Source organism: Priestia koreensis, assembly GCF_001274935.1.
GTDB classification, from domain to species: Bacteria; Bacillota; Bacilli; order Bacillales; family Bacillaceae_H; genus Bacillus_AG; species Bacillus_AG koreensis.
Map to the genome: position 1 here is coordinate 209,739 of NZ_LILC01000011.1, position 25,449 is coordinate 235,187.

The 25,449-nt window shown below is 39.6% G+C and carries 26 protein-coding genes, 1 tRNA gene and 2 other annotated features (1 of these 29 cut by a window edge); of the genes, 23 read left to right on the top strand and 4 right to left on the bottom strand.

The window, feature by feature from the left end; all coding sequences use genetic code 11:
- Window positions 1-137, top strand: a binding site (T-box leader); it begins 97 nt to the left of the window's first position.
- Between the two features lie 93 nt (window positions 138-230).
- Window positions 231-1,604 carry an amino acid permease gene (locus tag AMD01_RS08285; RefSeq protein ID WP_053400918.1) on the top strand — a complete coding sequence of 458 codons (1,374 nt, stop codon included), beginning with the start codon at window positions 231-233 and terminating at the stop codon, window positions 1,602-1,604.
- 429 nt (window positions 1,605-2,033) lie between these two features.
- Window positions 2,034-4,025: a lipoteichoic acid synthase gene (gene ltaS, locus AMD01_RS08290; protein ID WP_053400919.1), complete on the top strand. Its 1,992-nt coding sequence runs from the start codon at window positions 2,034-2,036 to the stop codon at window positions 4,023-4,025.
- A 36-nt stretch (window positions 4,026-4,061) separates the two neighbouring features.
- Here ltaS and AMD01_RS08295 read toward each other — a convergent pair whose 3' ends face one another.
- On the bottom strand, window positions 4,062-4,955 hold the full coding sequence (locus AMD01_RS08295; protein ID WP_053400920.1) for a cation diffusion facilitator family transporter: 894 nt from the start codon (window positions 4,953-4,955) through the stop codon (window positions 4,062-4,064).
- Between the two features lie 194 nt (window positions 4,956-5,149).
- Window positions 5,150-6,682: an MFS transporter gene (locus AMD01_RS08300; protein ID WP_053400921.1), complete on the bottom strand. Its 1,533-nt coding sequence runs from the start codon at window positions 6,680-6,682 to the stop codon at window positions 5,150-5,152.
- Between the two features lie 188 nt (window positions 6,683-6,870).
- Here AMD01_RS08300 and AMD01_RS08305 point away from each other — a divergent pair, with 188 nt between their 5' ends.
- Together AMD01_RS08305 and AMD01_RS23980 are read left to right on the top strand one after the other, a co-directional pair.
- The gene (locus AMD01_RS08305) at window positions 6,871-7,638 is read left to right on the top strand and encodes an SDR family NAD(P)-dependent oxidoreductase (RefSeq protein WP_053400922.1); all 768 of its coding nucleotides are present in this window, start codon (window positions 6,871-6,873) and stop codon (window positions 7,636-7,638) included.
- 162 nt (window positions 7,639-7,800) lie between these two features.
- The gene (locus tag AMD01_RS23980) at window positions 7,801-7,983 is read left to right on the top strand and encodes a hypothetical protein (protein ID WP_157052661.1); all 183 of its coding nucleotides are present in this window, start codon (window positions 7,801-7,803) and stop codon (window positions 7,981-7,983) included.
- A 45-nt stretch (window positions 7,984-8,028) separates the two neighbouring features.
- Here the strand turns inward: AMD01_RS23980 and AMD01_RS08310 are convergent, their stop codons facing one another.
- The gene (locus tag AMD01_RS08310; protein WP_053400923.1) at window positions 8,029-9,009 is read right to left on the bottom strand and encodes a zinc-binding dehydrogenase; all 981 of its coding nucleotides are present in this window, start codon (window positions 9,007-9,009) and stop codon (window positions 8,029-8,031) included.
- A 133-nt stretch (window positions 9,010-9,142) separates the two neighbouring features.
- On the opposite strand from AMD01_RS08310, the gene AMD01_RS08315 reads away from it, so the two are divergent.
- Together AMD01_RS08315 and AMD01_RS08320 are read left to right on the top strand one after the other, a co-directional pair.
- On the top strand, window positions 9,143-9,517 hold the full coding sequence (locus AMD01_RS08315; RefSeq protein WP_053400924.1) for a winged helix-turn-helix transcriptional regulator: 375 nt from the start codon (window positions 9,143-9,145) through the stop codon (window positions 9,515-9,517).
- A gap of 123 nt (window positions 9,518-9,640) precedes the next feature.
- On the top strand, window positions 9,641-10,597 hold the full coding sequence (locus AMD01_RS08320) for an LLM class oxidoreductase (RefSeq protein ID WP_053400925.1): 957 nt from the start codon (window positions 9,641-9,643) through the stop codon (window positions 10,595-10,597).
- 80 nt (window positions 10,598-10,677) lie between these two features.
- On the opposite strand, the gene AMD01_RS08325 is transcribed toward AMD01_RS08320, so the two are convergent.
- Window positions 10,678-11,127 (bottom strand): MarR family winged helix-turn-helix transcriptional regulator, encoded by a 450-nt coding sequence (locus AMD01_RS08325; RefSeq protein ID WP_053400926.1) that lies wholly within the window; start codon window positions 11,125-11,127, stop codon window positions 10,678-10,680.
- Between the two features lie 348 nt (window positions 11,128-11,475).
- Between AMD01_RS08325 and AMD01_RS08330 the strand changes: the two genes are divergently transcribed.
- The 17 genes from AMD01_RS08330 to ilvN all read left to right on the top strand — a co-directional run bounded on the left by AMD01_RS08330 (window position 11,476) and on the right by ilvN (window position 25,422).
- Window positions 11,476-11,931 carry a MarR family winged helix-turn-helix transcriptional regulator gene (locus AMD01_RS08330; RefSeq protein WP_245638920.1) on the top strand — a complete coding sequence of 152 codons (456 nt, stop codon included), beginning with the start codon at window positions 11,476-11,478 and terminating at the stop codon, window positions 11,929-11,931.
- 141 nt (window positions 11,932-12,072) lie between these two features.
- Entirely contained in the window at window positions 12,073-12,711 is a 639-nt protein-coding gene (locus tag AMD01_RS08335) for a biotin/lipoyl-containing protein (RefSeq protein ID WP_053400928.1), read from the top strand.
- 42 nt (window positions 12,712-12,753) lie between these two features.
- Complete coding sequence (locus tag AMD01_RS08340; RefSeq protein ID WP_053400929.1) at window positions 12,754-14,361, top strand: DHA2 family efflux MFS transporter permease subunit; 1,608 nt, start codon at window positions 12,754-12,756, stop codon at window positions 14,359-14,361.
- A 130-nt stretch (window positions 14,362-14,491) separates the two neighbouring features.
- Window positions 14,492-15,028, top strand: coding sequence for an NAD(P)H-dependent oxidoreductase (locus AMD01_RS08345; protein WP_053400930.1), 537 nt, complete (start codon window positions 14,492-14,494; stop codon window positions 15,026-15,028).
- A gap of 18 nt (window positions 15,029-15,046) precedes the next feature.
- A complete protein-coding gene (locus AMD01_RS08350; RefSeq protein WP_053400931.1) occupies window positions 15,047-15,562 on the top strand; it encodes a hypothetical protein in 516 nt (171 codons plus the stop codon).
- 184 nt (window positions 15,563-15,746) lie between these two features.
- Window positions 15,747-16,199 carry a MarR family winged helix-turn-helix transcriptional regulator gene (locus tag AMD01_RS08355; protein ID WP_157052662.1) on the top strand — a complete coding sequence of 151 codons (453 nt, stop codon included), beginning with the start codon at window positions 15,747-15,749 and terminating at the stop codon, window positions 16,197-16,199.
- A gap of 9 nt (window positions 16,200-16,208) precedes the next feature.
- Window positions 16,209-17,003: a glutamate racemase gene (gene racE / locus AMD01_RS08360; protein ID WP_053400933.1), complete on the top strand. Its 795-nt coding sequence runs from the start codon at window positions 16,209-16,211 to the stop codon at window positions 17,001-17,003.
- Between the two features lie 169 nt (window positions 17,004-17,172).
- Window positions 17,173-18,246, top strand: coding sequence for a GerMN domain-containing protein (locus tag AMD01_RS08365; protein WP_053400934.1), 1,074 nt, complete (start codon window positions 17,173-17,175; stop codon window positions 18,244-18,246).
- Window positions 18,247-18,360: 114 nt separating this feature from the next.
- A complete protein-coding gene (rph, locus tag AMD01_RS08370; RefSeq protein WP_053400935.1) occupies window positions 18,361-19,098 on the top strand; it encodes a ribonuclease PH in 738 nt (245 codons plus the stop codon).
- Between the two features lie 63 nt (window positions 19,099-19,161).
- Complete coding sequence (locus tag AMD01_RS08375; RefSeq protein WP_053400936.1) at window positions 19,162-19,755, top strand: XTP/dITP diphosphatase; 594 nt, start codon at window positions 19,162-19,164, stop codon at window positions 19,753-19,755.
- Between the two features lie 25 nt (window positions 19,756-19,780).
- Entirely contained in the window at window positions 19,781-20,293 is a 513-nt protein-coding gene (locus tag AMD01_RS08380; protein WP_053400937.1) for a metallophosphoesterase family protein, read from the top strand.
- 97 nt (window positions 20,294-20,390) lie between these two features.
- Window positions 20,391-20,467 (top strand) — tRNA-Arg (locus AMD01_RS08385).
- A 279-nt stretch (window positions 20,468-20,746) separates the two neighbouring features.
- Window positions 20,747-20,968, top strand: coding sequence for a hypothetical protein (locus AMD01_RS08390; RefSeq protein WP_053400938.1), 222 nt, complete (start codon window positions 20,747-20,749; stop codon window positions 20,966-20,968).
- Between the two features lie 60 nt (window positions 20,969-21,028).
- A complete protein-coding gene (locus AMD01_RS23985) occupies window positions 21,029-21,169 on the top strand; it encodes a hypothetical protein (RefSeq protein ID WP_157052663.1) in 141 nt (46 codons plus the stop codon).
- Window positions 21,170-21,539: 370 nt separating this feature from the next.
- A complete protein-coding gene (locus AMD01_RS08395) occupies window positions 21,540-22,523 on the top strand; it encodes a nuclease-related domain-containing protein (RefSeq protein ID WP_053400939.1) in 984 nt (327 codons plus the stop codon).
- 323 nt (window positions 22,524-22,846) lie between these two features.
- Window positions 22,847-23,105: a binding site (T-box leader), on the top strand.
- Between the two features lie 95 nt (window positions 23,106-23,200).
- Complete coding sequence (gene ilvB / locus AMD01_RS08400; RefSeq protein ID WP_425415124.1) at window positions 23,201-24,907, top strand: acetolactate synthase large subunit; 1,707 nt, start codon at window positions 23,201-23,203, stop codon at window positions 24,905-24,907.
- Window positions 24,904-25,422, top strand: a complete 519-nt coding sequence (gene ilvN / locus AMD01_RS08405; protein WP_053400940.1) for an acetolactate synthase small subunit — start codon at window positions 24,904-24,906, stop codon at window positions 25,420-25,422. The genes ilvB and ilvN overlap by 4 nt, the downstream gene beginning before the upstream one ends.
- Window positions 25,423-25,449 lie beyond the last annotated feature (27 nt).

Below are 25,449 nucleotides of genomic sequence, written 5' to 3' on the forward strand. Positions count from 1 at the left end.
TAAGTGGAAAAGCAGAACGGAATGTTATCCTTTTAAGTTTTGACGGTTTGCCTTCGTTAACAGGCCATACAAGCTGGATCTAATCATCATTAGATCAAAAAGAGTGGTACCGCGGTTGAAGGCCAATCGTCTCTTTCATTAAAGAGACGATTGGCCTTTTTTTATTGATCTCGAATTGATCTACGTAACATATGACACCCTATAAAAGTGAAGAGTGAAAGGAGAAGCTTATGGAAAAAGGTAATCAACAGCTAAAACGAACATTGCAAGCAAGGCACATCATGATGCTAGCTCTTGGAGGGGCAATTGGAGCAGGGCTGTTTAAAGGAAGTAGCGCAGCGATTGACATTGCAGGTCCCGCTGTTATCGTGGCGTATTTAATTGGTGGAATTATTCTTTTATTTATTATGCAGGGACTCGCAGAAATGGCTGTGAAAAACCCGAATGCTCGAACATTTCGTGATTTGGTACAACCTATTTTAGGAGATTTTTCAGCGCACTTCTTGGATTGGATTTACTGGAAAATGTGGGTACTAAATATTGCAGCAGAAGGAATTGTCGCTGCAATGTTCATTCAATACTGGTTCCCTTCCGTGCCGACTTGGCTACTGGTTTTATTAATTGCGATCCTTATCACTCTTTTAAATGTTTTTTCTGTAAAGCTGTTTGCTGAGGCGGAGTACTGGATGGCATCGGTTAAGATAGCAGTCATTGTGTTGTTCATTATTTTCGGTGTACTGCTGCTATTTGTTCCGTTTCAAGGTCATGAACCAACAGGATTTGCTAACTTAACGGCTCACGACGGATTTTTCCCAAATGGCACAAAAGGATTGATTGCAGCGATGCTTGTAGTTGTATATTCGTATGGTGGAACCGAAATGATCGGAGTAACGCTTGCGGAAGCTCAGAATCCGGAAAAAGTGATTCCAAAAGCAATTCGAAATACGTTTGTACGTATCGTTGGGTTTTATGTTCTTCCGTTCCTTATTATCGTCAGCTTAATGCCTTGGGACAAAGTAAACGAGTCGTCACAGAGTCCTTTTGTCATCGTATTTGATAGCATTGGTATTCCGTACGCAAGTGATATTATGAATGCCATCATTTTGTTAGCGATTTTCTCGTCTATGAATTCAGGGTTATATGCATCTTCACGTGTATTATTTACACAGTCTGAAGATGGAAAAGTACCTAAAATATTTTCAAAGCTTTCTAAGAAACGAGTACCGTTTGTTGCGGTCATTACGTGCACGGCCGCTTTATATTTAGGCGTTTTGATTTCATTTGTAGCGGGGGACCAAACTTTTAATTACTTAATGGGCTCATTAAGCTATACAGTTTTATTTATTTGGTTCTTCATCACACTGGCTCACCTTCGTTCCCGAAGTAAGGGTGAAGTTGATTTGCAAAAATACCATGTAAAATGGTTCCCGTATACAACTTGGTTTGCTCTAATTTGTATCATTGCTATTTTCTTCGGAATTTTGTTTACAACGTCAATCATCCAAACAATTATTACAATGTGTATCTATCTCGTTATTACGTTATCCTATTTTTATCAAAATTCTCCAAAGAAAAGAAGCATGAATTTAGCATCTAACAAATAATTGTTAAGGACAATTTTTTATACAAATAAGCCTTCCATATAGTTGGAGGCTTATTTGTTTGTAAAAAAGGGAAGAGATAGAAAAAAGTAAAATTTTGTAGGAATTTTATCGAGGAAGAACCTTCGCTTTTTTGACGAAAATCTGCTACTATTTAATGAGAGTTGTCCGTAGAAATATAGATTCATAAGATTTTTATTTGTTTTTTACACGTTTCTGTGTACAATGTTTATTTGGGACGTTATGAACCTTCTGTTACCGTCTTGCCTCTAATGTGCTAACATTTTGAAACTTTTTAGTCGTTCTATTCGTCTTAATAGAAGTAGAGTGTGTTAAGTGAAGAACAGATTGTCGCCGCTTAGAAGGATTGATAAGGCAATTTTAATCCTACAAGCCACGTTGAAAATTTAATAATTAGTAAGAGGTGTGAAAATGAAAAACCTGCTATCGAGAGACCAACATGTATTAAATAAGCATCTTGGTTTCTTCTTTTTAGCTGTCGTACTATTTTGGCTAAAAACTTACGCTGCTTATCGTGCGGAGTTTAACTTAGGTATCGATAACGACATGCAAAAGTTTTTACTTTTTATGAACCCTATTAGTTCAGCAATTCTCTTCTTTGGGTTTGCGTTATTTGCGAAAGGAAGACGTTCTTACATCTGGATGATTATTTTAAATCTCCTTATGTCGATCCTACTTTATGCGAATGTCGTGTACTATCGTTTCTTTAACGATTTTATTACGATTCCAACGCTTACACAGACAAAGAACTTTGGGGATTTAGGTGGTAGTATTCTAGAGCTTTTATCTGGATATGACCCTCTTTATTTCTTAGATACTTTCATTCTACTTGCACTTGTTGTGTTCAAGGTTGCGAAACCACAGCCTGTTCGCTTGAGTGGTAGAAAAATTACGGGCGTATTCTTGCTAGGGATTTTGTTTTTCAGCACAAACCTTGCGTTAGCTGAATCAGATCGTCCACAATTATTAACAAGAACGTTTGACCGTAACTACATTGTGAAGTATTTAGGTGCTTATAACTACACGATTTACGATGCAATTCAGAGCACAAAGTCATCAGCACAGCGTGCACTAGCAGACAGTAATGACGTAACAGAGGTAAGTAATTTTACAAAAGCTACTTATGCAGAGCCAAACAAAGCATATTTCGGAAAAGCAAAAGGAATGAACGTGATTTATGTTCATCTTGAGTCTTTCCAAAACTTCTTAATTAACTACAAGTTAAACGGACAAGAAGTTACACCATTTTTAAACTCATTAACAAGAGACCAAAACACGTTATACTTTGATAACTTCTATCACCAAACAGGTCAGGGTAAAACGTCTGACGCAGAATTTATGTTAGAAAACTCCATGTTTGGATTGCCACAGGGATCTGTTTTCTCTACGAAGGGACAGAATACTCTTCAAGCTGCACCAGCTATTCTAGGTCAGCGCGGGTATACATCAGCAGTCTTCCACGGTAACTATAAAACATTCTGGAATCGTGATGAAATCTACAAATCTATCGGTTTTGATCACTTCTTTGATGCTAGCTACTATGACATGAATTCAAAAGACGTTGTGAACTACGGACTAAAAGATAAACCATTCTTTAAAGAGTCTATTCCGATGCTAGAGTCATTAAAGCAACCGTTCTATACGAAGTTCATTACGCTTTCTAACCATTTCCCTTATCCAATTGAAGATAGCGAAGCTACCATTGGACCAGCAACAACAGGGGATGGATCAGTTGACCGTTACTTCCAAACAGCGCGTTATCTTGATGAGTCAGTAAAAGGATTCTTTGATTATCTGAAGAAATCTGGTCTATATGACAACTCTGTCATTGTTTTATATGGTGATCACTATGGTATTTCAGAGAACCATAACAAAGCAATGTCTCAAATTTTAGGTAAAGAAATTACGCCACTGGATAATGCGAACTTGCAAAAAGTACCTCTTTATATTCGTGTACCGGGTATGAATGGTGGTATTCAACATCAGTATGGTGGTGAAATTGACGTTCTTCCAACACTCCTACACTTACTAGGAATTGATACAGAAGATTACATTCAATTTGGTACAGACTTAATGTCAAAAGAACATTCGCCGGTCGTGCCGTTCCGTAACGGAGACTACGTAAGTCCGACGACTGCTTCTATTAACGATAAGTATTACAATATGCAAACAGGTGAGCGTATTGAAGCGAACGACGAGACAAAACGTTACTCAGAAATCGCTCAAAAACGACTTAATCTTTCAGACAAAGTAGTATACGGAGATTTATTACGTTTCTACGAACCAAAAGGATTTAAGCCTGTAGATCGCTCGAAATATAACTACAATCACGATGAGGATACAACAACCTCAGATAAAGAAAATGAAAAAGAGAAAACAACGAGTGAAACAGACCAGAAATAAACGAAAAGCGACAGGAATTAGCTCCTGTCGCTTTTTTTATTCGGGAAAATAGGGATTTAGGTGAATAAGTACTTCCTGAATATGATCATTTTTGTCCATCAGTACCTTTTTAATTTCTCGTCCTAAGTCATGTCCCTGTTTAATCGTTTTGAAGTGGTCAATTGAGATGCGAACATCTACTAATATGTAGTGTCCGTGCTCACGTGCGCGAATAAGATCAATGCGTTTTACTTCAGGAAATGATTCAATAGTCGAAGTGAATTCCTCTAAAAGATCTGGCGCCACGTTTCGCTCCATTAAAATCTGAAATGCCTCGTTCATCATTTGCCAAGAAATACGGAAAATCAAAAAGGCAACGAAAATACTGGCTACTTTATCTCCATATAGAAGGAAATGGATTTTCTCCTGTTTGCCAACGATTGACACAATAACACCCATTGCTGCGGCAATAGAAGCAATAATATCTGCTTTATGATCAAACGCAATGGCTTCGATAGCTTTACTTTGTTGGGCTTTCGCCGTTTTTAATGAATACTGGTATAGAAGAATTTTGGCTACATATGAGAACAATGCTACCCACATGGCCATAAGTGTCGGTGATTCAATAGGATGGAAAAATCCTGATACACCTTCGAAGACAATGTATATGGCAACGAGAAAAAGAATAATACCTACGATCCCTGATACGATGACTTCTGCTTTTCCGTGGCCGTAAGGATGGTCATCATCCGCTGGTTTATTAGCTAATCGAATAACAATAAGTACAATAATTGATGCGAAGACATCTGCTGCTGAATGAATACCATCAGCAAATACGGCATCACTGTTACTCGAGTAGCCAATAATTATTTTTCCTACTGTTAAAACAATGTTACTCCATACGCTAATCCAAGCTACTTTTTTCGCGATGGACTCTCTGCTTTTAGTCATTTCTTCACCTCATACGATATCTAAAAAATCAGCTTTTCTATCGTACCATTACAGAATCATGTGGGTCTAGAGCAATAATATTAGAAAAAGCTATATTAGTAGAATGAATTCAATAGTATTAGAAAAGCGAAATAAAGTTGAACTTATACAACTTTAAAAAGGATGAATCACTTTTCGCGATTCATCCTTTTCAGCTAGATGTTAACGAACGTTGTCTTTGGTTGTTTTGGGGGAGGGGTATCACCTATATTATTGTTTCCCCACGTGCGTTCGTATTCCCATCCAGTCAGTTCTTCTACTACTTTTCTTGTCTGGTCATCGACGTCCTGCATGGAGCCACCGCTCTCAAGACGTTGAATTTCTGTAATCAGTACTTCATGTCTATGTTTGTTCAATTTAAAACGGAGCGAAACGATGAAGCCGAATACTACGAACAGGAGAGTACCGATTCCGAATACAACCATAATCCCTGTAATTGCTTGAGCTGGTTGAGCTTCATTCCCAGATGCAAAACCAAAGCCATCAAGAACAATACCGACTAAGAACAGAGCGATGGACTGAACAAGCTTTCGAATAAATGTCATCGTTCCAGCAAAAATTCCTTCGCGACGTTCGCGTGTCAACATTTGATCAACATCAGGGATAAAGCTATAAATATTCCACGGAACGAAATATGTTCCGCTTCTGCCAATTCCCATGAAAATCGCGATCACATAAAGCATGGCCACAACGTGCGCAGAAGCAAAATAATACACGCTTATATAGGCAAGTATGGATACGAAGACGGTACCTAAAGCAATTTGATAAGCCGAGCCGTTGCCAAGCTTCACGCAAGCCCAAGCAAAAATGGGAATAAAGATCATTTGGATAATGCCCATCGTGCTTAATAGTTTGGAAGCAAGAACCGTATTTTCTCCTAAAGCAAAGGCAACGTAGTAAGCAAATGTAGCGCCAAAGATGTCCTGTGCTGCATAAGCACCCGCATACATCAATGTATGTAATCTGAATGTTCTAATTTTAAAGGTTGAGAGCAAGCCTTTAAAAAGTTTTTTCATATCTTCCTTAAAGTGAAGCGGTGCTTTCACCTTTTCTTCCACGGGTTCTTCAAATGTGAAACGATACAAGCCAACCATGATGATGGCAAAAATGATGGAGAAGACTGCACCCATTAGGAAGAAAGAAAATGGGGATTTTTCTCCGTAGATGCCAATTAATACACCAGGAAGCCATGCTGCCACGAATGTAGAGCCCTGAGAGAAAATAAGGCGTACAGTTGTGAGACGTGAGCGAACGTTAAAATCTCGCGTCATTTCTGCTGAAAGTGTTTCATATGGAACGGTAATTAGCGAAAAAACTAGTCCAAAAAGAATATACGTCAAAAGGTAATACCAGTAACCTAAATCACTGATCCAAAGCAATGAGTAGGTTAACGAAAACGGAATTCCAAGCAAGAAGAAAAATCCTCTTCGCCCAAATCGTTTACCGAATTTGCTTCGATGAAAGTTATCGGTGACATACCCCATTAAAGGATCAAAAAAGGCGTCAATAAAACGAGAAATTGCTAGGATAGAACCTGCTTGTGTAGCGGTTAAGCCGCCGAATTTTGTGTAGAAAAACATGAGCCAGAGACCGATAATGGCAATGGAGCCACCACCAAAAATGTCACCGGACCCGTAAGCAAGAGTAGTCTTCCACCCTACCTTTTGTTTTTGAGTATGTACAGCCATCTCTTTTCCCCCTTTTTAGACTATTAGCCCGTGCTATTTCTGAACCAGGAGCACAGTTCGTCCAATCTTATGTTGTAAGATACAAGCTACCCTAAAATTTTTTTCTTAAAACCAGTGGAAATGGGGAAAGTAAAAATCATAATCATGAACTGACGGAATGCGGTAGGAACAGAGGAGGAGAGCAGGAGATGAAGTTATTTGATTTTCAAGATCAAGTTGTAGTAATTACAGGAGCAAGTAGGGGCATAGGGTTTACGCTCGCACGATCTTTTTCCACTCTAGGAGCAAAGGTTGTGTTGCTTGGAAGAACTGCTTCAACTATTCAACAAGCAGCTAATGATATTCAAAGTGAAACGGCTAATGAGACGCTCGGTCTTGTTTGTGATGTAACAGATGAACAGCAAATCGAAACGATGGCAGAAGAGGTGATGAAGAGATTTGGAAAAATAGATGTTTTAGTGAATAATGCAGGAGCAACCGTTCGAAAAACATTAGACCATTTGGAACAGGAAGAATGGGAGGATATTATGAAAACGAACGTCACGTCTGTTTTTCTAACGACCAAAGTAGTAGCACGTAAAATGAAGGAAGCACGTTACGGTCGAATTATCAACATTGCGTCTATGTCTAGTGAAATTACGCTCTCTTTTTCAACTGCATATGGACCTAGTAAAGCAGCGGTCGTTCACTTTACGAAGCAAACAGCAAGTGAGCTGGCTCCTTATAATATAACGGTTAATGCTGTGAGCCCCGGATTTGTAAAAACGTCTCTAAACGCAAAAGCGCTCGAGGATGATCAGTTTCGACGTCCGATTGAAAATCGTAATCCAATGCGTCGTATCGGAACAATTGACGAAGTTGTTACGCCCGTTGTTTTTTTCGCAGCAAAGGGATCTAGTTATGTAACCGGTCAAAACTTGCTCGTTGATGGGGGAACCACGTCTTTTGGCTTTTAAAAAAAGAAGGCGTTCAGCACGGTCACTGAAAAACTTCGGATTTTTTAGATGATCAGTAGAACCTAAGACAAAAAAGCTGGATGAATTCCTTTTTAGGGATTTATCCAGCTTTTTCTTCATTACAAAGCAAAAAAACGGCCAAATTCCTTTCAAAATGGGAATTTGGCCATTACATCTGATATAGTCGCTCTAGGTTGTTTGGAACGGAAGGTGCGAGACTCCTGCGGGATTAGCGTGACAGGTGAGACCCCGCAGAGGAGCGAGGAGGCTCACCGCACGCCCCGCGGAAAGCGGAGCGACCTGGAGTGGAAATCAACCGACTCCGTTATGAACGCCATCCTTTAAGGACTTTTTCAATGATCTCCGCTAAGCGGGGCCTTCTTTCAAAGCTTATTTTACTTTTGCTACAATTTTCCCGCGGACGTGACGCTCTGATAAGCGTACGAGTGCTGCTGGGACTTCTTCAAGCGTGATAACTTCTTCAAGTAACGATTTAATTTTCTTTTGCTCTAATAGAGACAGCATATCGTCGCCCATTTTAGCTAGATCTTCTTGTGCTAATTGATCATCGGACTGATGTGCTGCATTTAAGGCAACTTCGTGATAAGAAACGACTTTCGTGAAGCCTTTAATCTTCGTGAAATCAGGTGCTCCAGCGATGTAGACCATGTGTCCCATATAAGCAAGCATATCCAGTGAATCTGTTGCGTTTTGACGACTTACTGCATCAACTACCGCATCAACACCGCGGCCATTTGTAAGCTCCATTACTTTTGCTGTTACATCTTCTTCTCGGTAGTCAAAAACGTGATCAGCACCGAGAGATTTTACGTATTCATGGTTGTGAGAGGAAGCCGTTGAGAACACCTCTAGGCCTGCAAGCTTAGCTAGTTGAACACCAAATCCACCTACACCACCAGCGCCTCCGTGAATCATAATCGTTTTAACGTTGTTAAGAGGAAGCTTGCGGAACAAAGCTTGATACGCTGTATATCCTGCGCATGGAAGAGATACTGCTTCCTCGTAAGAAATGCTTTCAGGAATTCGTGATACGCTGTGAGCAGTCGTGATCGCAAATTCAGCATATCCACCATTTTTAGTAAAATCGCCGTGGTAAACAACGCGATCTCCGATGTTCCATTGTGTTACACCCTCACCAAGAGCTGCGACCGTTCCTGCAACGTCTACTGCCAAAATGTGTGGGTATGTCCAAGCTGGATTTCCGCCTGTTGCTGTTTTGTAATCAACAGGATTTAGTCCAACAGCATGGACCTCGACTAAAATTTCTCCGCTTTTTGGAGTAGGCGTCTCGATTTCTTCTAGCGTCATATTCGCCCATTGTCCTTTATCATGTAAAAGTAATGCTTTCATTTTGATGTCATCTCCCTTTAAATTTGAGCTGTATTTTCGATATGGTTTATAATAGATACCATTGTTCCAAAAAACAAGTAGGCACTATTTCGTAAGGTAGTATCCATTTAGAAACTACAAAGAGGTGAAAGTCGTGAAGGATCTTGAAAAAGAATATCAATGCGCGATTGATTTAGTAATAGATGTTATAGGAGGAAAGTGGAAGGTTCTTATTTTATGGAACTTGAATGAAGGGGTGAAACGTTTTAACGAATTGAGACGTTCATTACCAGGAATTACACAAAAAATGCTCACTCAACAACTACGTGAGCTTGAGCATCATGGATTAATTGAACGAACGGTTTATCAGCAAGTACCTCCAAAAGTGGAGTATTCGACTACTTCTCAAAGGAAAAAGCTTCAGGCTACGCTATTTGCGATGTGTGAGTGGGGAGACGAGTACGCAGAAGAAAAAGGCATTGAGATGAATCGATGCTGGACTACTTATGATTTTATGAAGGCAAAATAATGGCACTTAAAAGTACCTACCGAACTTAAAAGTGCGTACTTCTCACGTTAACTTATATGCTTCATAATGACCTTCAACAGCAGCTTTGCTACAGCGTGCTGCCAAAGAGAAGGAGGAAGACATATGAACACATTTTCTAATCATCATGCTTATAGTCGTATGTACAAAGAGGAAGAGCTCACACTAGGGCTTCATATACCGTTAGAAAATTATCAGTTTTCTACTCCGACGATGGAAAAGCAAGTGGAGCTGTCTCAATTAGCAGAGAAATATGGGTTTACAGGGTTATGGTTCCGCGATGTATTACTAGAAGATCCGATGTTTGGTGATCCGGCGGTAGGTCAAATCTATGATATGATGATTTACCTTACCTATTTAGCAAGCCAAACAAAAGAGATCGCGCTTGGAACTTCAGCGGTAGTGCTACCACTACGTCATCCTTTACGAATTGCAAAAGAGATCGCAACGATTGATCAATTGTTTCCAGAGCGTCTTATTATGGGGGTTTCATCAGGTGATCGCCGCGCTGATTTTAGAGGACTAGGCGTGTCACACGCTGATCGTGGGGCAAGATTTGTCGAGTCGTTTCAATACCTACAGCAAGCGCTCTATGAAGAATATCCTCAAATTGCTGCCGGTGTTGGACAAATACAAGGTGCCAATTTAGTACCAAAGCCGACAACCCAAATTCCAACGATGATTACAGGTTATAGCCAACAACCGATGGACTGGTTTGCAGAGCATGGAGACGGTTGGATGTACTATCCTCGTGCGCCGCATTTACAGGCAGAGTCCATTAGACAGTGGCGAGAGCTAGTCGAGCAGTATCATCCTGGGCAATTTAAGCCATTCACGCAGCCAATGCACTTAGATCTGTCAGAAGATCCGAATGAATCCATTACGCCTATCCGCCTAGGCTTCCGTGCTGGACGAAATGTGTTAATTGAGCTTTTAAGTATTTATAAAGAAATTGGTGTCAATCATTTGTTTTTCGCGCTATTCGATAGTCAGCGACCAGCAGAAGAAGTTATTAATGAATTAGGTGAAGAAGTACTTCCGCATTTTCCTGCCCATCGCTAATGTAAAAAAAGACGTTCCGTGTGGGGAACGTCTTTTTTTCTACGCAATCGTTTTCAAAAAAATGGATTAAAAATTCTATGTTAGTCAATCTCTGTATTTGAGATTACGTCATCTAGCTTCTCAAATAATCGATAGAATGTATTCAGTTCTTCTATAGAGAATTGTGTAAAGTAGTGATTCATCAGTTTGCGGTGTGATTCAGTCATTTCTTCAAGAAGCGCTTTTCCTTGTTCACTGAGACTCACCATAACGACACGACGATCTCGTTCGGAATGAACGCGTTCAACTAAGTCGCGATCAATTAAGCGATCCATTAAGACAGTAATTGCGCTCGGTTTCACATTCATTAGGTCTGCTAGCTGTGTAACTCTTGTTAATCCCTCTTTTGCAATCATATGCATAACGTGAAACTGTGGGCCTGTAATTTTATATGGTTGTAAATTTTTATCAACGATTGGTCGGAGTTTTTTGTTAATGGCAATAAGTGACATTTGGACACTTTGTGCAAGTTCTATTTTTTCTTCTACCATGCTGATCCCCTTTTTCAATTGTTTGTTAACTTAAATGTTAAACAATTTAAATTAAATTGTCAAACTTCTTCCTTTTTATTACAGATTGATAGAGAGAGAACAGAAGAGGAGCAAGGAAAGCGTTACGAGTGCACACTTTCCTCTTAATTACGAGGAAGAAAAAAATGATGAAACAAAGGCAAAAAGGTTGCATATACGTAATAATAAATTGTTTAATGTTTTAGTGATTAAAAATTTAAGTTTTAGTAGTTGACATTTTTATTTTTGTAAATTAATATTTATATTACTTAAATATTAATATTTAAAGATGAATTTCTTCGAAAGGAGTGAAAGAGATTCGTGGGCAAAATGGAATGTGATATTGATATGTTAGAACGTATAAATGAAGGGCTTCGATTAATTCATAAGAAACAGGAATTAATTTTAGATAAAGTATTGACCCCTTACGAAATCACGTCGCTACAATTTCGCATTATTTTTAAGGTTCACAAGTACGGGGCAATTCGTGTTAGCCAATTAGCTCATAAGGTCGACGTGCTACCAAGTTCGTTAACAAGAATGGTGGATCATCTTGTCCGAAATGAACTTTTGCAGCGAGGGTATGATAAAGAAGACCGACGAGCAGTTGTGATTGAGTTAACAGAAAAAGGAAAAGAAGTTTTCACTCAAGTAATGGATGTCTATATCCAAACCGCTTCACAGTACAACCTAGAGGATATGGAGTCTGGTGTTGTTACGTTCATGGATTTCATGAAGAAGTTAGATGGGACAATGGAGGAATTACATCCAGAAAAAACTACTTGAATTCGTGAAGTAATTTCACTAAAGTATTGTAGTGCCTTTTTTTTTGGTTTAAATTTATTTTGTTTAACTAAATAAATTATATGTTAGCTTTTATTTTTATCATTATTAATTATTAGCATGGTGAACGAAAGGAGATTGACAATGAGCAAAGGACGCTTAATTCTTACAAATATTATTGGTATGATCGTAGTTCTTGCATTAATCGCAGGAGGTTCTTATTACTACTATCAAAGTGCCAACTACGTAAAAACAGACGAAGCAAAAGTAGCAGCAACTATGGGTCAAATCGTAGCTCCGACATCTGGTAAATTATCTGGATGGACAGTTGAAGAAGGGGACGACGTAACAAAAGATGCTCAAGTAGGTAAAGTATCTGATGGTAAACAAACAGTTGGATTATCTTCTAGCATGGAAGGTAAAGTAATCAAAAAAGAGGCTTCTGATAACCAAATGGTTCAAGCCGGTCAAGTTCTTGCACAAACTGCAGACATGAATAATCTGTATATTACAGCTAACATTAAAGAAGACAAATTAAAAGATATTGAAAAAGGTGACTCTGTAGACGTAACAGTTGATGGAGACTCAGGTACAACATTTGAAGGTGAAGTAGAAGAAATCGGTTATGCAACAACATCTACTTTCTCAGTAATGCCGCAACAAAATACAAGCGGTAACTACACAAAAGTAACACAAAAAGTACCAGTTAAAATTTCAATTAAAGCACCTTCTGATAAAGTATTACCAGGAATGAACGCTGAAGTAAAAATTTCAACAAAATAATGGTTCGTAACACAGGTAACAAAAAGAAAGGAGGTTGTTTGGATGACTTCTCAAGCTGCTGAAACACAGGATAATGGAATTCGCCGTCACATACCACTTTTGGTTATTTTGATGCTAGGGTTGTTCCTAGCGATTCTAAATCAAACGCTTTTGAATGTGGCAATGCCGCATTTAATGAATGAGTTTGGGGTATCTGCTACAACCATTCAGTGGTTATCTACTGGATACATGCTAGTAAACGGTGTGTTAATTCCACTTTCAGCCTTTTTAATTGAGCGGTTTGGTACACGTATTCTATTCTTAATCGCAATGTTCTGTTTTACAATTGGAACACTTGTATGTGGAATCGCGCCTAACTTTTCAATTATGCTGGTTGGACGTATTATCCAAGCAATTGGTGGAGGAGTACTACAACCACTAGTTATGACAATCATCTTTTCGATCTTCCCTCCAGAAATGCGTGGGAGAGGGATGGGGATCTTTGGTTTAGCAATGATGTTCGCTCCGGCGGTTGGTCCAACTTTATCTGGTTGGGTTATCCAAAATTACGACTGGCGCCTTATGTTCTACGCGCTTGTTCCATTCGGAGTAATTATTTTCGCTATTGCAGCGTTTAAGCTAAAAAATGTGTTCCCTCCAAAACAAGTTCGACTTGATGTAATTGGTTCGTTATTATCAATTGTTGGTGTAGCATCTTTATTATATGGTGTGAGCCAAGCAGGTAGCGATGGTTGGGGAGACCCAGTCGTTCTACTAACAATTATTATTGGACTTATTGGGATCGTTGCATTTATTCTGCAACAATTACGCTCTGAACGACCACTATTAGACTTTAGAGTGTTTAATCACGGTATTTTTTCATTAGCAAATGTCATCAATGCTGTTATTACAGTTGCGATGTTTACAGGGATGTTCTTGCTTCCGATTTTCTTACAAAATCTTCGAGGGTTCACGCCGCTTCAATCTGGCTTATTACTATTACCAGGTGCACTGATTATGCTGGCGATGTCACCAATCTCAGGGGTTTTATTCGATAAAGTAGGACCAAGACCGTTGGCGATTGTTGGGATGATCATTACGACGATCACAACATTTGAATTCACACGTTTAACAATCGATACATCTTATTCTTGGATTTTAGGTGTTTACATTGCTCGTTCATTTGGTATGTCATTACTTATGATGCCAGTTATGACAGCAGGTATGAACCAATTACCGAAGCATCTAACAAGTCATGGTACAGCGATGACGAATACGCTTCGCCAAGTAATGGGATCACTAGGGATCAGCTTAGTTACAACGGTTTATACAAATCGTACGGTTTTCCATTCAGTGAACATGTCAAACGAAATGAATACGGCAAATCCGCAGTTCATGCACTCGTTCCAATCTTATGTTCAATCTGTTGCACAGTCCATGCATATTCCGGTGGAACAAGCAAAAACCTATGCGATGCAACTATTAGGTGGTAAAATGCAAATTGATGCGAACGTTATGGGAATCAATGATGCCTTTTTCTGGTCTTCTATTTTATGTGTCGTTGGTACGTTCTTAAGCTTATTCTTACGTGACGTTCGAAAAGACAAAGCGAAACAAAAACGTGAAGAGCTTCCAATGTTACCATCACCAAAAGAAGCAAAGTCATCTTAATAAAAGATAAGAGGTGATGAAACCTGGAACGTGCGCGTATCCAGGTTTCATTGTTTCACTTTTCTTTCTAGGTCGGTGGTATACATTACTTTCTTTTTAGGTGGAAACGTTATTACTAGGAGGTAGAAATATGAGAATTTATGTTGTGTATGATAGTGAAGGTGGACATACAAAAGCACTTGCAGAAGCAATTGCTGAAGGTGCTGGACGTGTAGAAGGTGCAGAAGTATTTATTGATCATGTACATGATGCAGACGTTCGTGACTTAGCAAATATGGATGCGATCATCTGGGGTGGTCCAGGACATTTCGGTACCATCAGTGCAGATTTAAAAACATGGATCGATAAGCTTGGTTACCTGTGGGCAAACGGAAAGCTTATTAACAAAATTGGGGCTGTATTCTGTACAACAGCAACCGTTCATGGTGGAGTTGAAGCAGCAATGCTTAACCTTATTACACCAATGCTTCATCAAGGAATGATTATCGCTGGATTACCAGGAAATATCCCTGAAAATGCTTTATACGGTTCATACTACGGTGTAGGCGTAACATGTGACGTTGACAGCAAAGACCCTATCTCTCAAGATGGTTTACAGCTTGGTCGTGCGTTAGGTGCACGTGTAGCGGGTATTGCGAAAGAAACAACAGGATTACGAAAAGCATAATAGGGAGATGAACATATAATGGCTATTATCGTAAGTGTGGTAGTTGCTATAATTGTTATTGCGATTCTAATCTCGATGAACATTCGATCTATAGCTGCTAACAAGCAAGCTTCTTCTGAAGAAAAGCATGTGGAGGAAGCATCAGCTGCTTCTACAGAAACACCTGTAGAGGTGAAGCCAGAACCTAAGGTTGAAGAGCCGAAGGTAGAAGAACCCAAAATCGAGGAGTCTAAGGTGGAACAACCTAAGACAGAGCCGTCACCTCGCGTGGAAAAATCAGCTCCTACTCCATTAAAAGCAGAAGAAGCGCCAGTTGAAACAACAGAAATTAAAGCAAGTAAGCTGAAAAAGTCTGAGCCTGATTTTAAAATGGGTGACGATATGTATCGTCAGGCCCTACAAAAATGGCAGGACAAAGAATTAACAGAAACAGAAGCAGAAGAAGAGCCAAACGATACGTTAGAAGAAGATATTACAACTGATGAAGCGTATCGCAAAGCACTTATGACACTTCATAAAAAGCAGAATAAATAAGTACGAGAGGTGTGAAGAAATTCACGCCTTTTTTTTGTGGGCATGTAGATCGAACCGCAATTCAAGCCTAAAGTCATATCACGATAAAGTAAATGGATATATATGAGAATTTCGCTCTTGAAATTTACGTATAAAAGAGCCAAAATATAAGTAATGCTAGTGAATTTTAATGGGAGAGGGAGTCATGATATCATTGAATAACGTGTTGAACGAACAGTCGATAGCTCAGATGGAAAAATCACTTCGCTATATCTCTACAATTGTAAAGCAAAAGGGGAGAGAAATTTTAAATGACTATACGATTACTCCTCCGCAATTTGTAGCATTACAGTGGCTTTTAGAGTATGGTGATATGACAATAGGTGACCTTTCAAATAAAATGTTCTCTGCGTGTAGTACGACAACAGATCTCGTTGATCGAATGGAGCGTAACCATCTTGTAATGAGGGTAAAAGATGCAAGTGATCGACGAGTAGTTCGTATTCACCTTCTAGAAGAGGGAACACGAATTATTGAAGAAGTGGTTCAAAAGCGTCAGGATTATCTAAAAGGTATTTTAGATCAAATGACTCCTGATGCAGTTGCAGATCTTCAAAATGGCTTAGAAAAGCTTTATATAGAAATGAAAGAAGAATGAGGCGATTGTTTGAGTAGACCAATAGGTGTAATTGATTCAGGAGTAGGTGGATTAACGGTAGCAAAGGAAATTATGCGGCAGCTGCCAAAAGAAAGAATCATTTACATGGGCGATACGGCGCGCTGTCCTTATGGACCACGCCATAGTGAGGAAGTAAGGCAATTCACATGGGAAATGACTCATTATTTACTGAAGCAAAACATAAAAATGCTGGTCATTGCCTGCAATACGGCAACAGCAGTTGTTTTAGAGGAAATTCAAGAGAAGCTTGATATCCCTGTTCTTGGGGTAATTCAGCCAGGAGCACGTGCAGCTCTAAAGGTAACGAATAATCATAAAATAGGTGTTATTGGTACGAATGGAACGATTAAAAGCCAGGCCTATCCCCTTGCACTAAAAGAACTCAATAGCAGGGTGGAAGTGGACAGCCTCGCTTGTCCGCTTTTCGTACCGCTTGTTGAAAGCGGCAATTTTGCAAGCGATGAAGCACAGCGAATTGTCGAAGAAACCCTAGCACCATTAACGCATACCGATATTGACACGTTAATTTTGGGATGCACGCACTATCCGGTTTTAAAAAGAGCCATTCAAGAAGCGTTGGGGAGTCAGGTGAGACTGATTAGTTCTGGGGAAGAGACGGCAAGTGAAATAAGTGCGATTCTGTCCTACAGTGATTTGTTGAATCAAAACGAAGAAGAGCCGGTGCATTTATTTTTAACGACGGGATCTACGGAGCTATTTCAGGCTATTTCTTCTAGCTGGTTTGAACATCCGATGACAAATGTAAAACATATCGAATTGTAGAGTTTCAAAAAAGATTTGCAACGAGTGATGTTGTGAGTCTTTTTTTATGCCCTTTTTTTTTGCTCCTTTTAAAAATAGAAGGAGAAGGTAAAAAAAACAAATATCAGCGGTCTAAATCTCAAAACAACTCGTATACATATTAGTACAAACTGTCTTAGGAGGGAAAAGAATGTCCAAAAAGGCAAAAACAGCAGTAGTCTCAACCGTGGTAGTTTCGACGGTTTTATTATCAGGTTGCGGATTGTTTGGGGGAGATAAAGCCGTTGAACAAATTGATCCGCCGAAAAAAGTCTCATATGTAGAAAAAGAGCAGTCCTTAAAAACAGATGCAGCGAAAGAAACAAAGAAAGACGAAAAAGCATCAAAGGAAACAATTAAACAGGAATTATACTTGCTTGATAAAAATGGGTATGTTGTACCTAAAACATTTGAGCTGCCTAAAACACAATCTGTAGCTGCACAATCGCTCAAATACTTAGTGAAAGACGGACCTGTGACAGATAAGCTTCCAAACGGTTTCCAAGCCGTCCTTCCTGCTGATACAGAAGTATTAGGAGTGAAGCCGGAAGGGAAAGATACGCTCATTGCGGACTTCTCTCCGGAGTTCAAAAACTATAAAAAAGAAGATGAACGAAAAATTTTGGAAGCCATTACGTATACCCTCACACAGTTTGAAGGCATTAAAAATGTGAAGATACGTATTAACGGCTATGATCAGAAGGTAATGCCGGTTAATCATACGCCGATTGGAGAAGGCGTTAGCCGAGCAGACGGTATTAATTTGGATAACTCCGATATTGCCGACCTGACAAATACGCATGCAGTCACCGTGTACTATTTAGCGGGTGAAGGGAAAAAGCTCTACTACGTACCTGTCACAAAGCGTATTCCAAATGGGGATGAAAATAAATTCACGGCCGTCGTTGATGAACTGATTAAAGGCCCTTCTATGACATCTGGTTTGTTGAGTGACTTTAATTCAGATGCGAAGCTGTTAAAAGTTCCAACGATGGAGAATGGAAAGCTCACGCTCGATTTTAATAAGTCTATTTTAGGTAACATGAAAGGAACAAAAATTTCGCAGCACGTACTAGATGCACTTGTCCTGTCTCTAACTGAGCAGCCGGATGTTAAAAGTGTTCAAGTAATGGTGAATGGCAAGGCAAACATCCTAGATGAAAAGGGCAAAGAATTAACGAAGCCTGTGACAAGACCAGAAAAGGTCAATACAGGTAGTTTTTAAAGCGCGATTTTTGATATACTATATAAAGACGTAAAGCGAAGAGGTCAGCTTTTAAGCGACCTCTTTCTTATTTTTACATGAAATACATAGGTTTAGAAAAGGGAGGACGAGCGCATGCGCGTTGATAATAGAAAGCAGGATGAGTTAAGACCCATCACCATTGAGACAAACTATCTAAAGCACCCAGAAGGCTCTGTTTTAATTACGGTAGGAGATACAAAGGTTATTTGTGCGGCAAGCATTGATGATCGCGTTCCACCGTTCATGAGAGGGCAAGGGAAGGGCTGGATTACAGCAGAATACTCGATGCTTCCAAGAGCAACGGAACAGCGCAACATTCGTGAATCCTCAAAAGGGAAAGTAACAGGTCGCACGATGGAAATTCAGCGTTTGATTGGTCGAGCGCTTCGTGCGGTAGTGGACTTAGAAAAAGTAGGCGAAAAAACAATTTGGATTGACTGTGACGTCATTCAAGCGGATGGTGGTACGCGTACAGCTTCCATTACAGGTGCGTTTGTGGCACTTGTTTTAGCGTTTCAAAAACTTGTGGAGCAAAAGAAACTAGAAGCGCTGCCAATTACAGATTTCTTAGCCGCAACTTCTGTTGGAGTAAGTGCTGAATATGGTCAAATTCTTGATTTAAATTACGTAGAAGATTCATCTGCAGAAGTGGATATGAACGTGATCATGACCGGTAAAGGTCAATTAGTAGAAGTGCAAGGAACAGGAGAAGAAGCAACATTCTCAAGACAACAATTGAATGATATGCTCGACCTAGCTGAAAAAGGCATTCAAGATTTGGTTGGCATTCAAAAAGACGCATTAGGTGACATTGCCGACGCAATTAAGTAATAATAAAGGAGAGATGAGAATCTCTCCTTTTTATAAATTTTTACAAAGAAAAGAGGATACACGATGAAAGAGCTACTCATTGCGACGAAAAACGCGGGAAAAGTAAAAGAATTTGAAGACTTATTCGGTGAGCTAGGATTTACGGTTACTTCGCTACTTGATTACCCTTCGATCGAAGACGTCGAGGAAACAGGCGTAACGTTTGAACAGAACGCTACGATTAAAGCGGAAGCTATTTCTCATCTGTTTGGGAAAATCGTAGTAGCAGACGATTCTGGGCTTTTTGTCGATGCATTAGGAGGAGAACCAGGTGTTTATTCAGCTCGCTATGCGGGAATGGAAAAAAATGACGAAGCAAATATCCAAAAATTACTCACTAACCTAGAGGACGTACCAAAAGAAAAACGTACGGCTCGTTTCCACTGTGCGCTTGCAGTTGCGATCCCAGACAAGGAAACAATCGTTGTAGAAGGTACGTGTGAAGGAATGATTACGACGGAGAAGCATGGTGAAAACGGCTTTGGATACGATCCAATTTTCTTCGTACCACAGCTTGAAAAAACAATGGCTCAACTAGACAAAGAGACAAAAAATAAAATTAGCCATCGTGCCAATGCCCTAAAAGAATTAGTGCCCGTTATGAAGCAGCTGTTTTAACCAACATCAAAAGGGGGATACAAAGATGAAAGTGTTGATTGTAAGCGACAGCCACGGCCTAACATCTGAATTACTCGAAATTAAAACACGTCATGAGAACCAAGTGGATGGAATGATTCATTGTGGTGATTCTGAACTACCAGCGGATATGGATGAAATGCAGGATTTCTGGACCGTTCGTGGAAACTGTGATTATGACAGCTCATACGTAAAAGAACGGATCGAGCTTGTTGGTAATCGCTCTTTTTACATTACACACGGTCACTTGTACAACGTCAAAATGTCGTTAATGAACTTAACGTACAAAGCACAAGAAGTGGGCGCACACATTGCTTGCTTTGGTCACTCGCACATTGCAGGCTCAGAAATGATTGATGGCATTATCTACATCAACCCTGGAAGTATATTCCTTCCACGAATGCGAAAAGAGCGTACGTATGCTATAATAGATTTTGATGATCAAACTGCAACCGTCCATTTCTACACAGTTGATGGGGCGGAAGTGCCATCACTACGCAATGAATTTACCCTTACATAAAAAGAGAACTGATTTTTTCAGTTCTTCTCAAAAAGATGTTGACTTATCTAATGATGAACTATATAATAAACCTTGTCGTTAAGATAATTAATCATTTGTCCCAGTAGCTCAGCAGGATAGAGCAACGGCCTTCTAAGCCGTCGGTCGGGAGTTCGAATCTCTCCTGGGACGCCACTTTACTTACATATACAAAGCGTTGATAGTATACGGTTTATTCCGCATCACATCAGCGCTTTTTTTGCGTTTAATAGCGTAAAACTAGATAGAGCGTTGGACTTTTTAGGGAATGCTCCCACATTTGACAACGCTTCGCAACGTAAAAGATTTTTTGTGAAATCTTGATAGGATACCCAGCAAAGTATATCCCTATCATTCCTATAAGAGGTTATCATTATGAAAATTATTCCATTCATACTATAATAGACACTCATGACATATAGAGGGAGCGTACATATGAAAAAGAAATACGAAGTAACATTTAAAATGATTAACGGAGAGATTGGTCATTTAATTGAAGCAAAGTCTCTCGATCGTGCAAGAAAATCCATTCAAGATAAGTTTGAGCAGGACTTAGATAGCCCTGTACTAGCGCTGGAAGATGATCTGGTTTTAGTTAAGGCAAATGTTCAATACTTCATGCTGAAGGAGTACGAGGGATACCCAGAGGAAGACTAAAACGAATAGACAGAATAAGAAATACGCATCGATCGGTTTCACCGTTCTTTATCTTATTATATGAATATCTTTTTTGAGGCAGGTTTTATGTTAGATGGTATGGAAGAGCCTAGTTTTAAAAAAGAAAAAGACGAACATCGCTTTGATTGGCTGGAGATTCCACCCGCTGTCATTTTTCGATTTAGAAAACTAGGGGTCTAAATCATCGTGTAAAAGAACCTGTACTAAACGTTTAAAACGTTACCTTCATTCGTGGGGTAACGTTTTTTTTTGTAACAAAAAAGTGGGTGGTAACGCTATATCGTTAGTTTAGAAAGGATGATAGATGAAAAAATCGTGAACAGCACTTGCTTTCATTACTATGCATTGGCGAATGAGACACTAGAGTATTACGTTGTACGAATCGCTTTGGATAGAAAATAGATGACAAAATCTCATTAGTTAGCGAACGGATGACATAATGTTTCGAAAACAGAAAAAAACGGCTATATAGTGACTAAAAACATTTGTCGGAAAGGAATAACGTTGTATACTGTAAGAAAATGATGGAAAAAGGAGGCTGTAATGAAACATGATGTACGCAATTATTGGCGTATTGGCAGTGGTGCTTATCGCAACGATTTACATGATTTATCGACAATCAAAGAAAATTGATTTGCAAAAGAAAATGCTGACGGAAAAGTATCAGCATGAAATGGCAGCAACGATTGAAAAATACCGCGATCAGCAACTAACGATCGAAGAAGAGTTTCATCGAGAAGTGATGGAGATCAAAGAGAATCATGACCGTGAGACTGCGTTTTTTCGACAGTCTGTTAGTCAGTTAAATCGATATATTGATGATGTACAATCATATGCTAAAAAAAGCAGCAACGTATCAACCTATCAAGCACTGTATCAATTAAAGCAAAGATGGATAGACGAAAATAAAATTTTAGCTGAAGATATGATTATCATGCCTAATGTGTTTATTCCTTTCTATACGGAAGATCGAATTAAAACGTGTCGTGTGGATCACCTAATTTTACTACCCACCGGTATTTACAGCATTGAGGAAAAGCATTGGAAGGGGAAAATCATTCACGGCTTAACCGATAAAAATGCAAAAGAGTTTTCATTCTTATTAGATATGGTACAAGCGAAGCCGTTCATTCAGGTGTATGAACAAACACTCGTTTTTTCATCAGCCAGTACGGTAGAAGGGCAGGATGATTCTTTAGGGCTTCTGTATGTAAAAGCGTATGCAGATCCTGCAAAAGAAGCATGGAATACGGCAAAAATGGTGTCGAGATTTTTAGTGTCCAAGATGGGGGCCATTATAAACGATGTCACACCAATCCTGTATTTTAATCATCAACATCAAGACCATAGCAGTGAAGGTGTGATTGATCTTTCAAAGGATTCATCGGTTATTCGTGTAGGACATGAAAAGGAATTGTTTTCCCTATTAGAAGAACAGTTCGATCGACCTATGCTATATAGCAGAGAAGATTTAAGAAAAATAAAAGAAAATTTAGAGCACATTCACTATATACGTGACAGCATCGAAATGTAAAAGTCTGCTTGCAGGCTTTTTTGTTTTGAATTTTGTATTCCTGTAAAAGACAAATGTATTTTAAGTGAAAACTTTTTTGAAATACGCTCAGTCCCATCGTATCAATAATGAAAGCGATTCCAAATTATCTTTCAAATTAGAATAGTCAAAAAATTTAGAGAAAAGTGGTTGACGAGGCTTATTTTTGGGCGTATGATAGTCCTCAAATATAAGTTTTCTAAATAAAAAGAAATCTTATTCCAATGAGAAATACTATTGCGACGGCTCTTGTCAAAAAGGAGCAGAGGTTGTCAAAACATGAAAATGGTTATTAAACACGATATGAAAAAACGAAGAAGAGGATAAGTACTCTTAAGCTGAAGAATTTCCAGAGAATCGGTATTGCTGGGAACCGATAATTCTTTCTTAAGACGAACTCGCCTCCGAGTATCAGCTTGAAACAGTAGGATTAGAGCTGGTCGGGTGTCATTCACAATCGCACTCGTTATTAAAACAAGAATGCAAGCCTGCATTCCTGAGGTAATCATCATGATTACGAAGAAGGGTGGTACCGTGAAATGACAAAGTCTTTTCACCCCTTTGACCAACGTATAGAAGGTCTAATTTGGGGAGGAAAGGCTTTTTTATTTTTTATAAAAGTGTCAGAAAGGATGGGAATAGTGGGAGCAAATACGCAAATGGAAGATCCTGTAAATGCTAGTGTGAGTTCAAGTATGACGGGAGCAGAAATGCTTATTGAGTCATTAAGAAAAGAAAGCGTCGATGTCATTTTCGGTTATCCGGGAGGAGCCGTTCTTCCGATTTATGACAAGTTATATGGTTCAGGCATGTTTCATGTATTAACACGACACGAACAAGGCGGCATTCATGCTGCGGAGGGCTATGCGAGAATTTCAGGTAAACCTGGTGTAGTTATTGCAACAAGCGGACCAGGAGCGACGAACATCGTAACAGGATTAGCAGATGCGATGATTGACTCACTACCACTCGTAGTATTTACAGGGCAAGTTGCTTCAAATGTCATTGGCTCTGATGCCTTTCAGGAAGCCGACATTTTAGGTATCACCATGCCAATCACAAAATACAGCTACCAAGTTCGTAACATTTCCGACATACCTAAGATCATTAAAGAAGCGTTTCATATTGCGACCACAGGAAGACCAGGACCAGTTTTAATTGATATTCCAAAGGATATGGCCGTTGGGGTTGGAGAGTTTAGCTATGAAGGCGATGTGAATCTACCAGGCTATCAACCAACGCATTTTCCAAATTTACTTCAGGTCAAAAAGCTAGCAGAAGCCGTAGCAATTGCGAAAAAGCCCGTCATCTTGGCAGGGGCAGGAGTGCTACATGCAGGGGCTGCAAATGAGCTATTGCAGTATGCGGAACAGCAGCAAATACCCGTAGTTAATACACTTTTAGGATTAGGTGGCTTTCCAGCAAATCATCCATTGCATTTAGGGATGGCAGGAATGCACGGAACGTATACGGCAAACATGGCGATTTACGAAAGTGACTTATTAATAAGCGTAGGTGCACGCTTTGATGATCGCGTTACAGGAAATCTGCAGCATTTTGCACCAAATGCCGTTGTCGCACACATCGATATTGATCCGGCTGAAATTGGGAAAAACGTCCCAACTCAGATTCCAATTGTAGGAGACGCAAAAGAAGCGCTTCAACAGCTGGCTGTCCAAACGGATCGAATGGGTGACTATCAAACATGGCACGCACGCTTAAATGAATGGAAAGCTGAATATCCGCTTTGGTATGAACGGTCAGATGACTTATTAAAGCCACAGCATGTCATTGAAATGATTCACAAACGCACAAACGGTGAGGCGATTGTTGCAACAGACGTCGGTCAGCATCAGATGTGGGTGGCACAGTTTTATCAATTCAATGAACCAAATCGCTGGGTAACATCGGGCGGGTTAGGAACGATGGGATTTGGTCTTCCATCTGCGATTGGCGCACAGCTTGCTAATCCAAAAGGCGTAGTAGTCGCAATCGTTGGTGACGGTGGATTCCAAATGACGCTTCAAGAACTAGGCGTAATCCATGAACTCAATTTACCCGTTAAGGTCGTCATCTTAAACAATCAATCGCTCGGAATGGTGCGACAATGGCAGGAGATCTTTTATGAGGAACGCTATTCTCACTCGTTGATCCCAAATCAGCCAAATTTAATGAAGCTAGCAGAAGCTTATGGAATTAAAGGCCTACAAGCATCTACAGAGGAGGAAGCGAAACAAGTCATTGAAGAAGCATTCTCAACAGATGGACCGGTGTTAATGAACTTCTACGTTGCGCCAAAAGAAAACGTCTACCCAATGGTAGCCCCAGGAAAAGGATTGCATGAAATGGTGGGGGTGAAACCTTGAAACGAATCATTACAGCTACGGTTATTAACAGACCAGGAGTACTAAATCGAATCACAGGATTATTTACGAAAAGAGATTTCAATATTGAGAGCATTTCAGTAGGTCACACCGAGTCAGAAGGAAATTCACGCATGACGTTCGTGGTCAATGTTAAGGATGATAACTCAGCTGAGCAGGTCATTAAGCAATTGAATAAACAAATTGATGTTTTAAAAGTTCAAGACATCACCGATCAAGCAATCGTCGCAAGGGAGCTGGCGCTCATAAAAGTTGCTTCTGTGCCAACTCATCGAAATGAGCTTTATTCGTTAATTGAGCCGTTCCGAGCAACAATTATTGATGTAAGTCGAGACAGCGTCATTATTCAAGTCACAGGGGAATCGAATAAAATTGAAGCGATCATTGACTTGCTTCAGCCATATGGCCTGAAAGAAGTTGTAAGAACAGGAACAGTGGCGTTCCCACGCGGTAATCAAAAATTATCCGCCAATCCAAAAGTAACAACGATCATCTAATAATGTGAGCTTTTTAAAAAACAAAAT

What these genes read in the sequence shown, in the direction of transcription:
- AMD01_RS08285 (WP_053400918.1), top strand. Translation starts at nt 231, where the DNA reads ATGGAAAAAGGTAATCAACAGCTAAAACGAACATTGCAAGCAAGGCAC.
- ltaS (WP_053400919.1), top strand. Translation starts at nt 2,034, where the DNA reads ATGAAAAACCTGCTATCGAGAGACCAACATGTATTAAATAAGCATCTT.
- AMD01_RS08295 (WP_053400920.1), bottom strand. Translation starts at nt 4,955, where the DNA reads ATGACTAAAAGCAGAGAGTCCATCGCGAAAAAAGTAGCTTGGATTAGC.
- AMD01_RS08300 (WP_053400921.1), bottom strand. Translation starts at nt 6,682, where the DNA reads ATGGCTGTACATACTCAAAAACAAAAGGTAGGGTGGAAGACTACTCTT.
- AMD01_RS08305 (WP_053400922.1), top strand. Translation starts at nt 6,871, where the DNA reads ATGAAGTTATTTGATTTTCAAGATCAAGTTGTAGTAATTACAGGAGCA.
- AMD01_RS08310 (WP_053400923.1), bottom strand. Translation starts at nt 9,009, where the DNA reads ATGAAAGCATTACTTTTACATGATAAAGGACAATGGGCGAATATGACG.
- AMD01_RS08320 (WP_053400925.1), top strand. Translation starts at nt 9,641, where the DNA reads ATGAACACATTTTCTAATCATCATGCTTATAGTCGTATGTACAAAGAG.
- AMD01_RS08325 (WP_053400926.1), bottom strand. Translation starts at nt 11,127, where the DNA reads ATGGTAGAAGAAAAAATAGAACTTGCACAAAGTGTCCAAATGTCACTT.
- AMD01_RS08330 (WP_245638920.1), top strand. Translation starts at nt 11,476, where the DNA reads ATGGAATGTGATATTGATATGTTAGAACGTATAAATGAAGGGCTTCGA.
- AMD01_RS08335 (WP_053400928.1), top strand. Translation starts at nt 12,073, where the DNA reads ATGAGCAAAGGACGCTTAATTCTTACAAATATTATTGGTATGATCGTA.
- AMD01_RS08340 (WP_053400929.1), top strand. Translation starts at nt 12,754, where the DNA reads ATGACTTCTCAAGCTGCTGAAACACAGGATAATGGAATTCGCCGTCAC.
- AMD01_RS08345 (WP_053400930.1), top strand. Translation starts at nt 14,492, where the DNA reads ATGAGAATTTATGTTGTGTATGATAGTGAAGGTGGACATACAAAAGCA.
- AMD01_RS08350 (WP_053400931.1), top strand. Translation starts at nt 15,047, where the DNA reads ATGGCTATTATCGTAAGTGTGGTAGTTGCTATAATTGTTATTGCGATT.
- AMD01_RS08355 (WP_157052662.1), top strand. Translation starts at nt 15,747, where the DNA reads ATGATATCATTGAATAACGTGTTGAACGAACAGTCGATAGCTCAGATG.
- AMD01_RS08365 (WP_053400934.1), top strand. Translation starts at nt 17,173, where the DNA reads ATGTCCAAAAAGGCAAAAACAGCAGTAGTCTCAACCGTGGTAGTTTCG.
- rph (WP_053400935.1), top strand. Translation starts at nt 18,361, where the DNA reads ATGCGCGTTGATAATAGAAAGCAGGATGAGTTAAGACCCATCACCATT.
- AMD01_RS08375 (WP_053400936.1), top strand. Translation starts at nt 19,162, where the DNA reads ATGAAAGAGCTACTCATTGCGACGAAAAACGCGGGAAAAGTAAAAGAA.
- AMD01_RS08380 (WP_053400937.1), top strand. Translation starts at nt 19,781, where the DNA reads ATGAAAGTGTTGATTGTAAGCGACAGCCACGGCCTAACATCTGAATTA.
- AMD01_RS08390 (WP_053400938.1), top strand. Translation starts at nt 20,747, where the DNA reads ATGAAAAAGAAATACGAAGTAACATTTAAAATGATTAACGGAGAGATT.
- AMD01_RS23985 (WP_157052663.1), top strand. Translation starts at nt 21,029, where the DNA reads ATGAATATCTTTTTTGAGGCAGGTTTTATGTTAGATGGTATGGAAGAG.
- AMD01_RS08395 (WP_053400939.1), top strand. Translation starts at nt 21,540, where the DNA reads ATGATGTACGCAATTATTGGCGTATTGGCAGTGGTGCTTATCGCAACG.
- ilvB (WP_425415124.1), top strand. Translation starts at nt 23,201, where the DNA reads ATGGAAGATCCTGTAAATGCTAGTGTGAGTTCAAGTATGACGGGAGCA.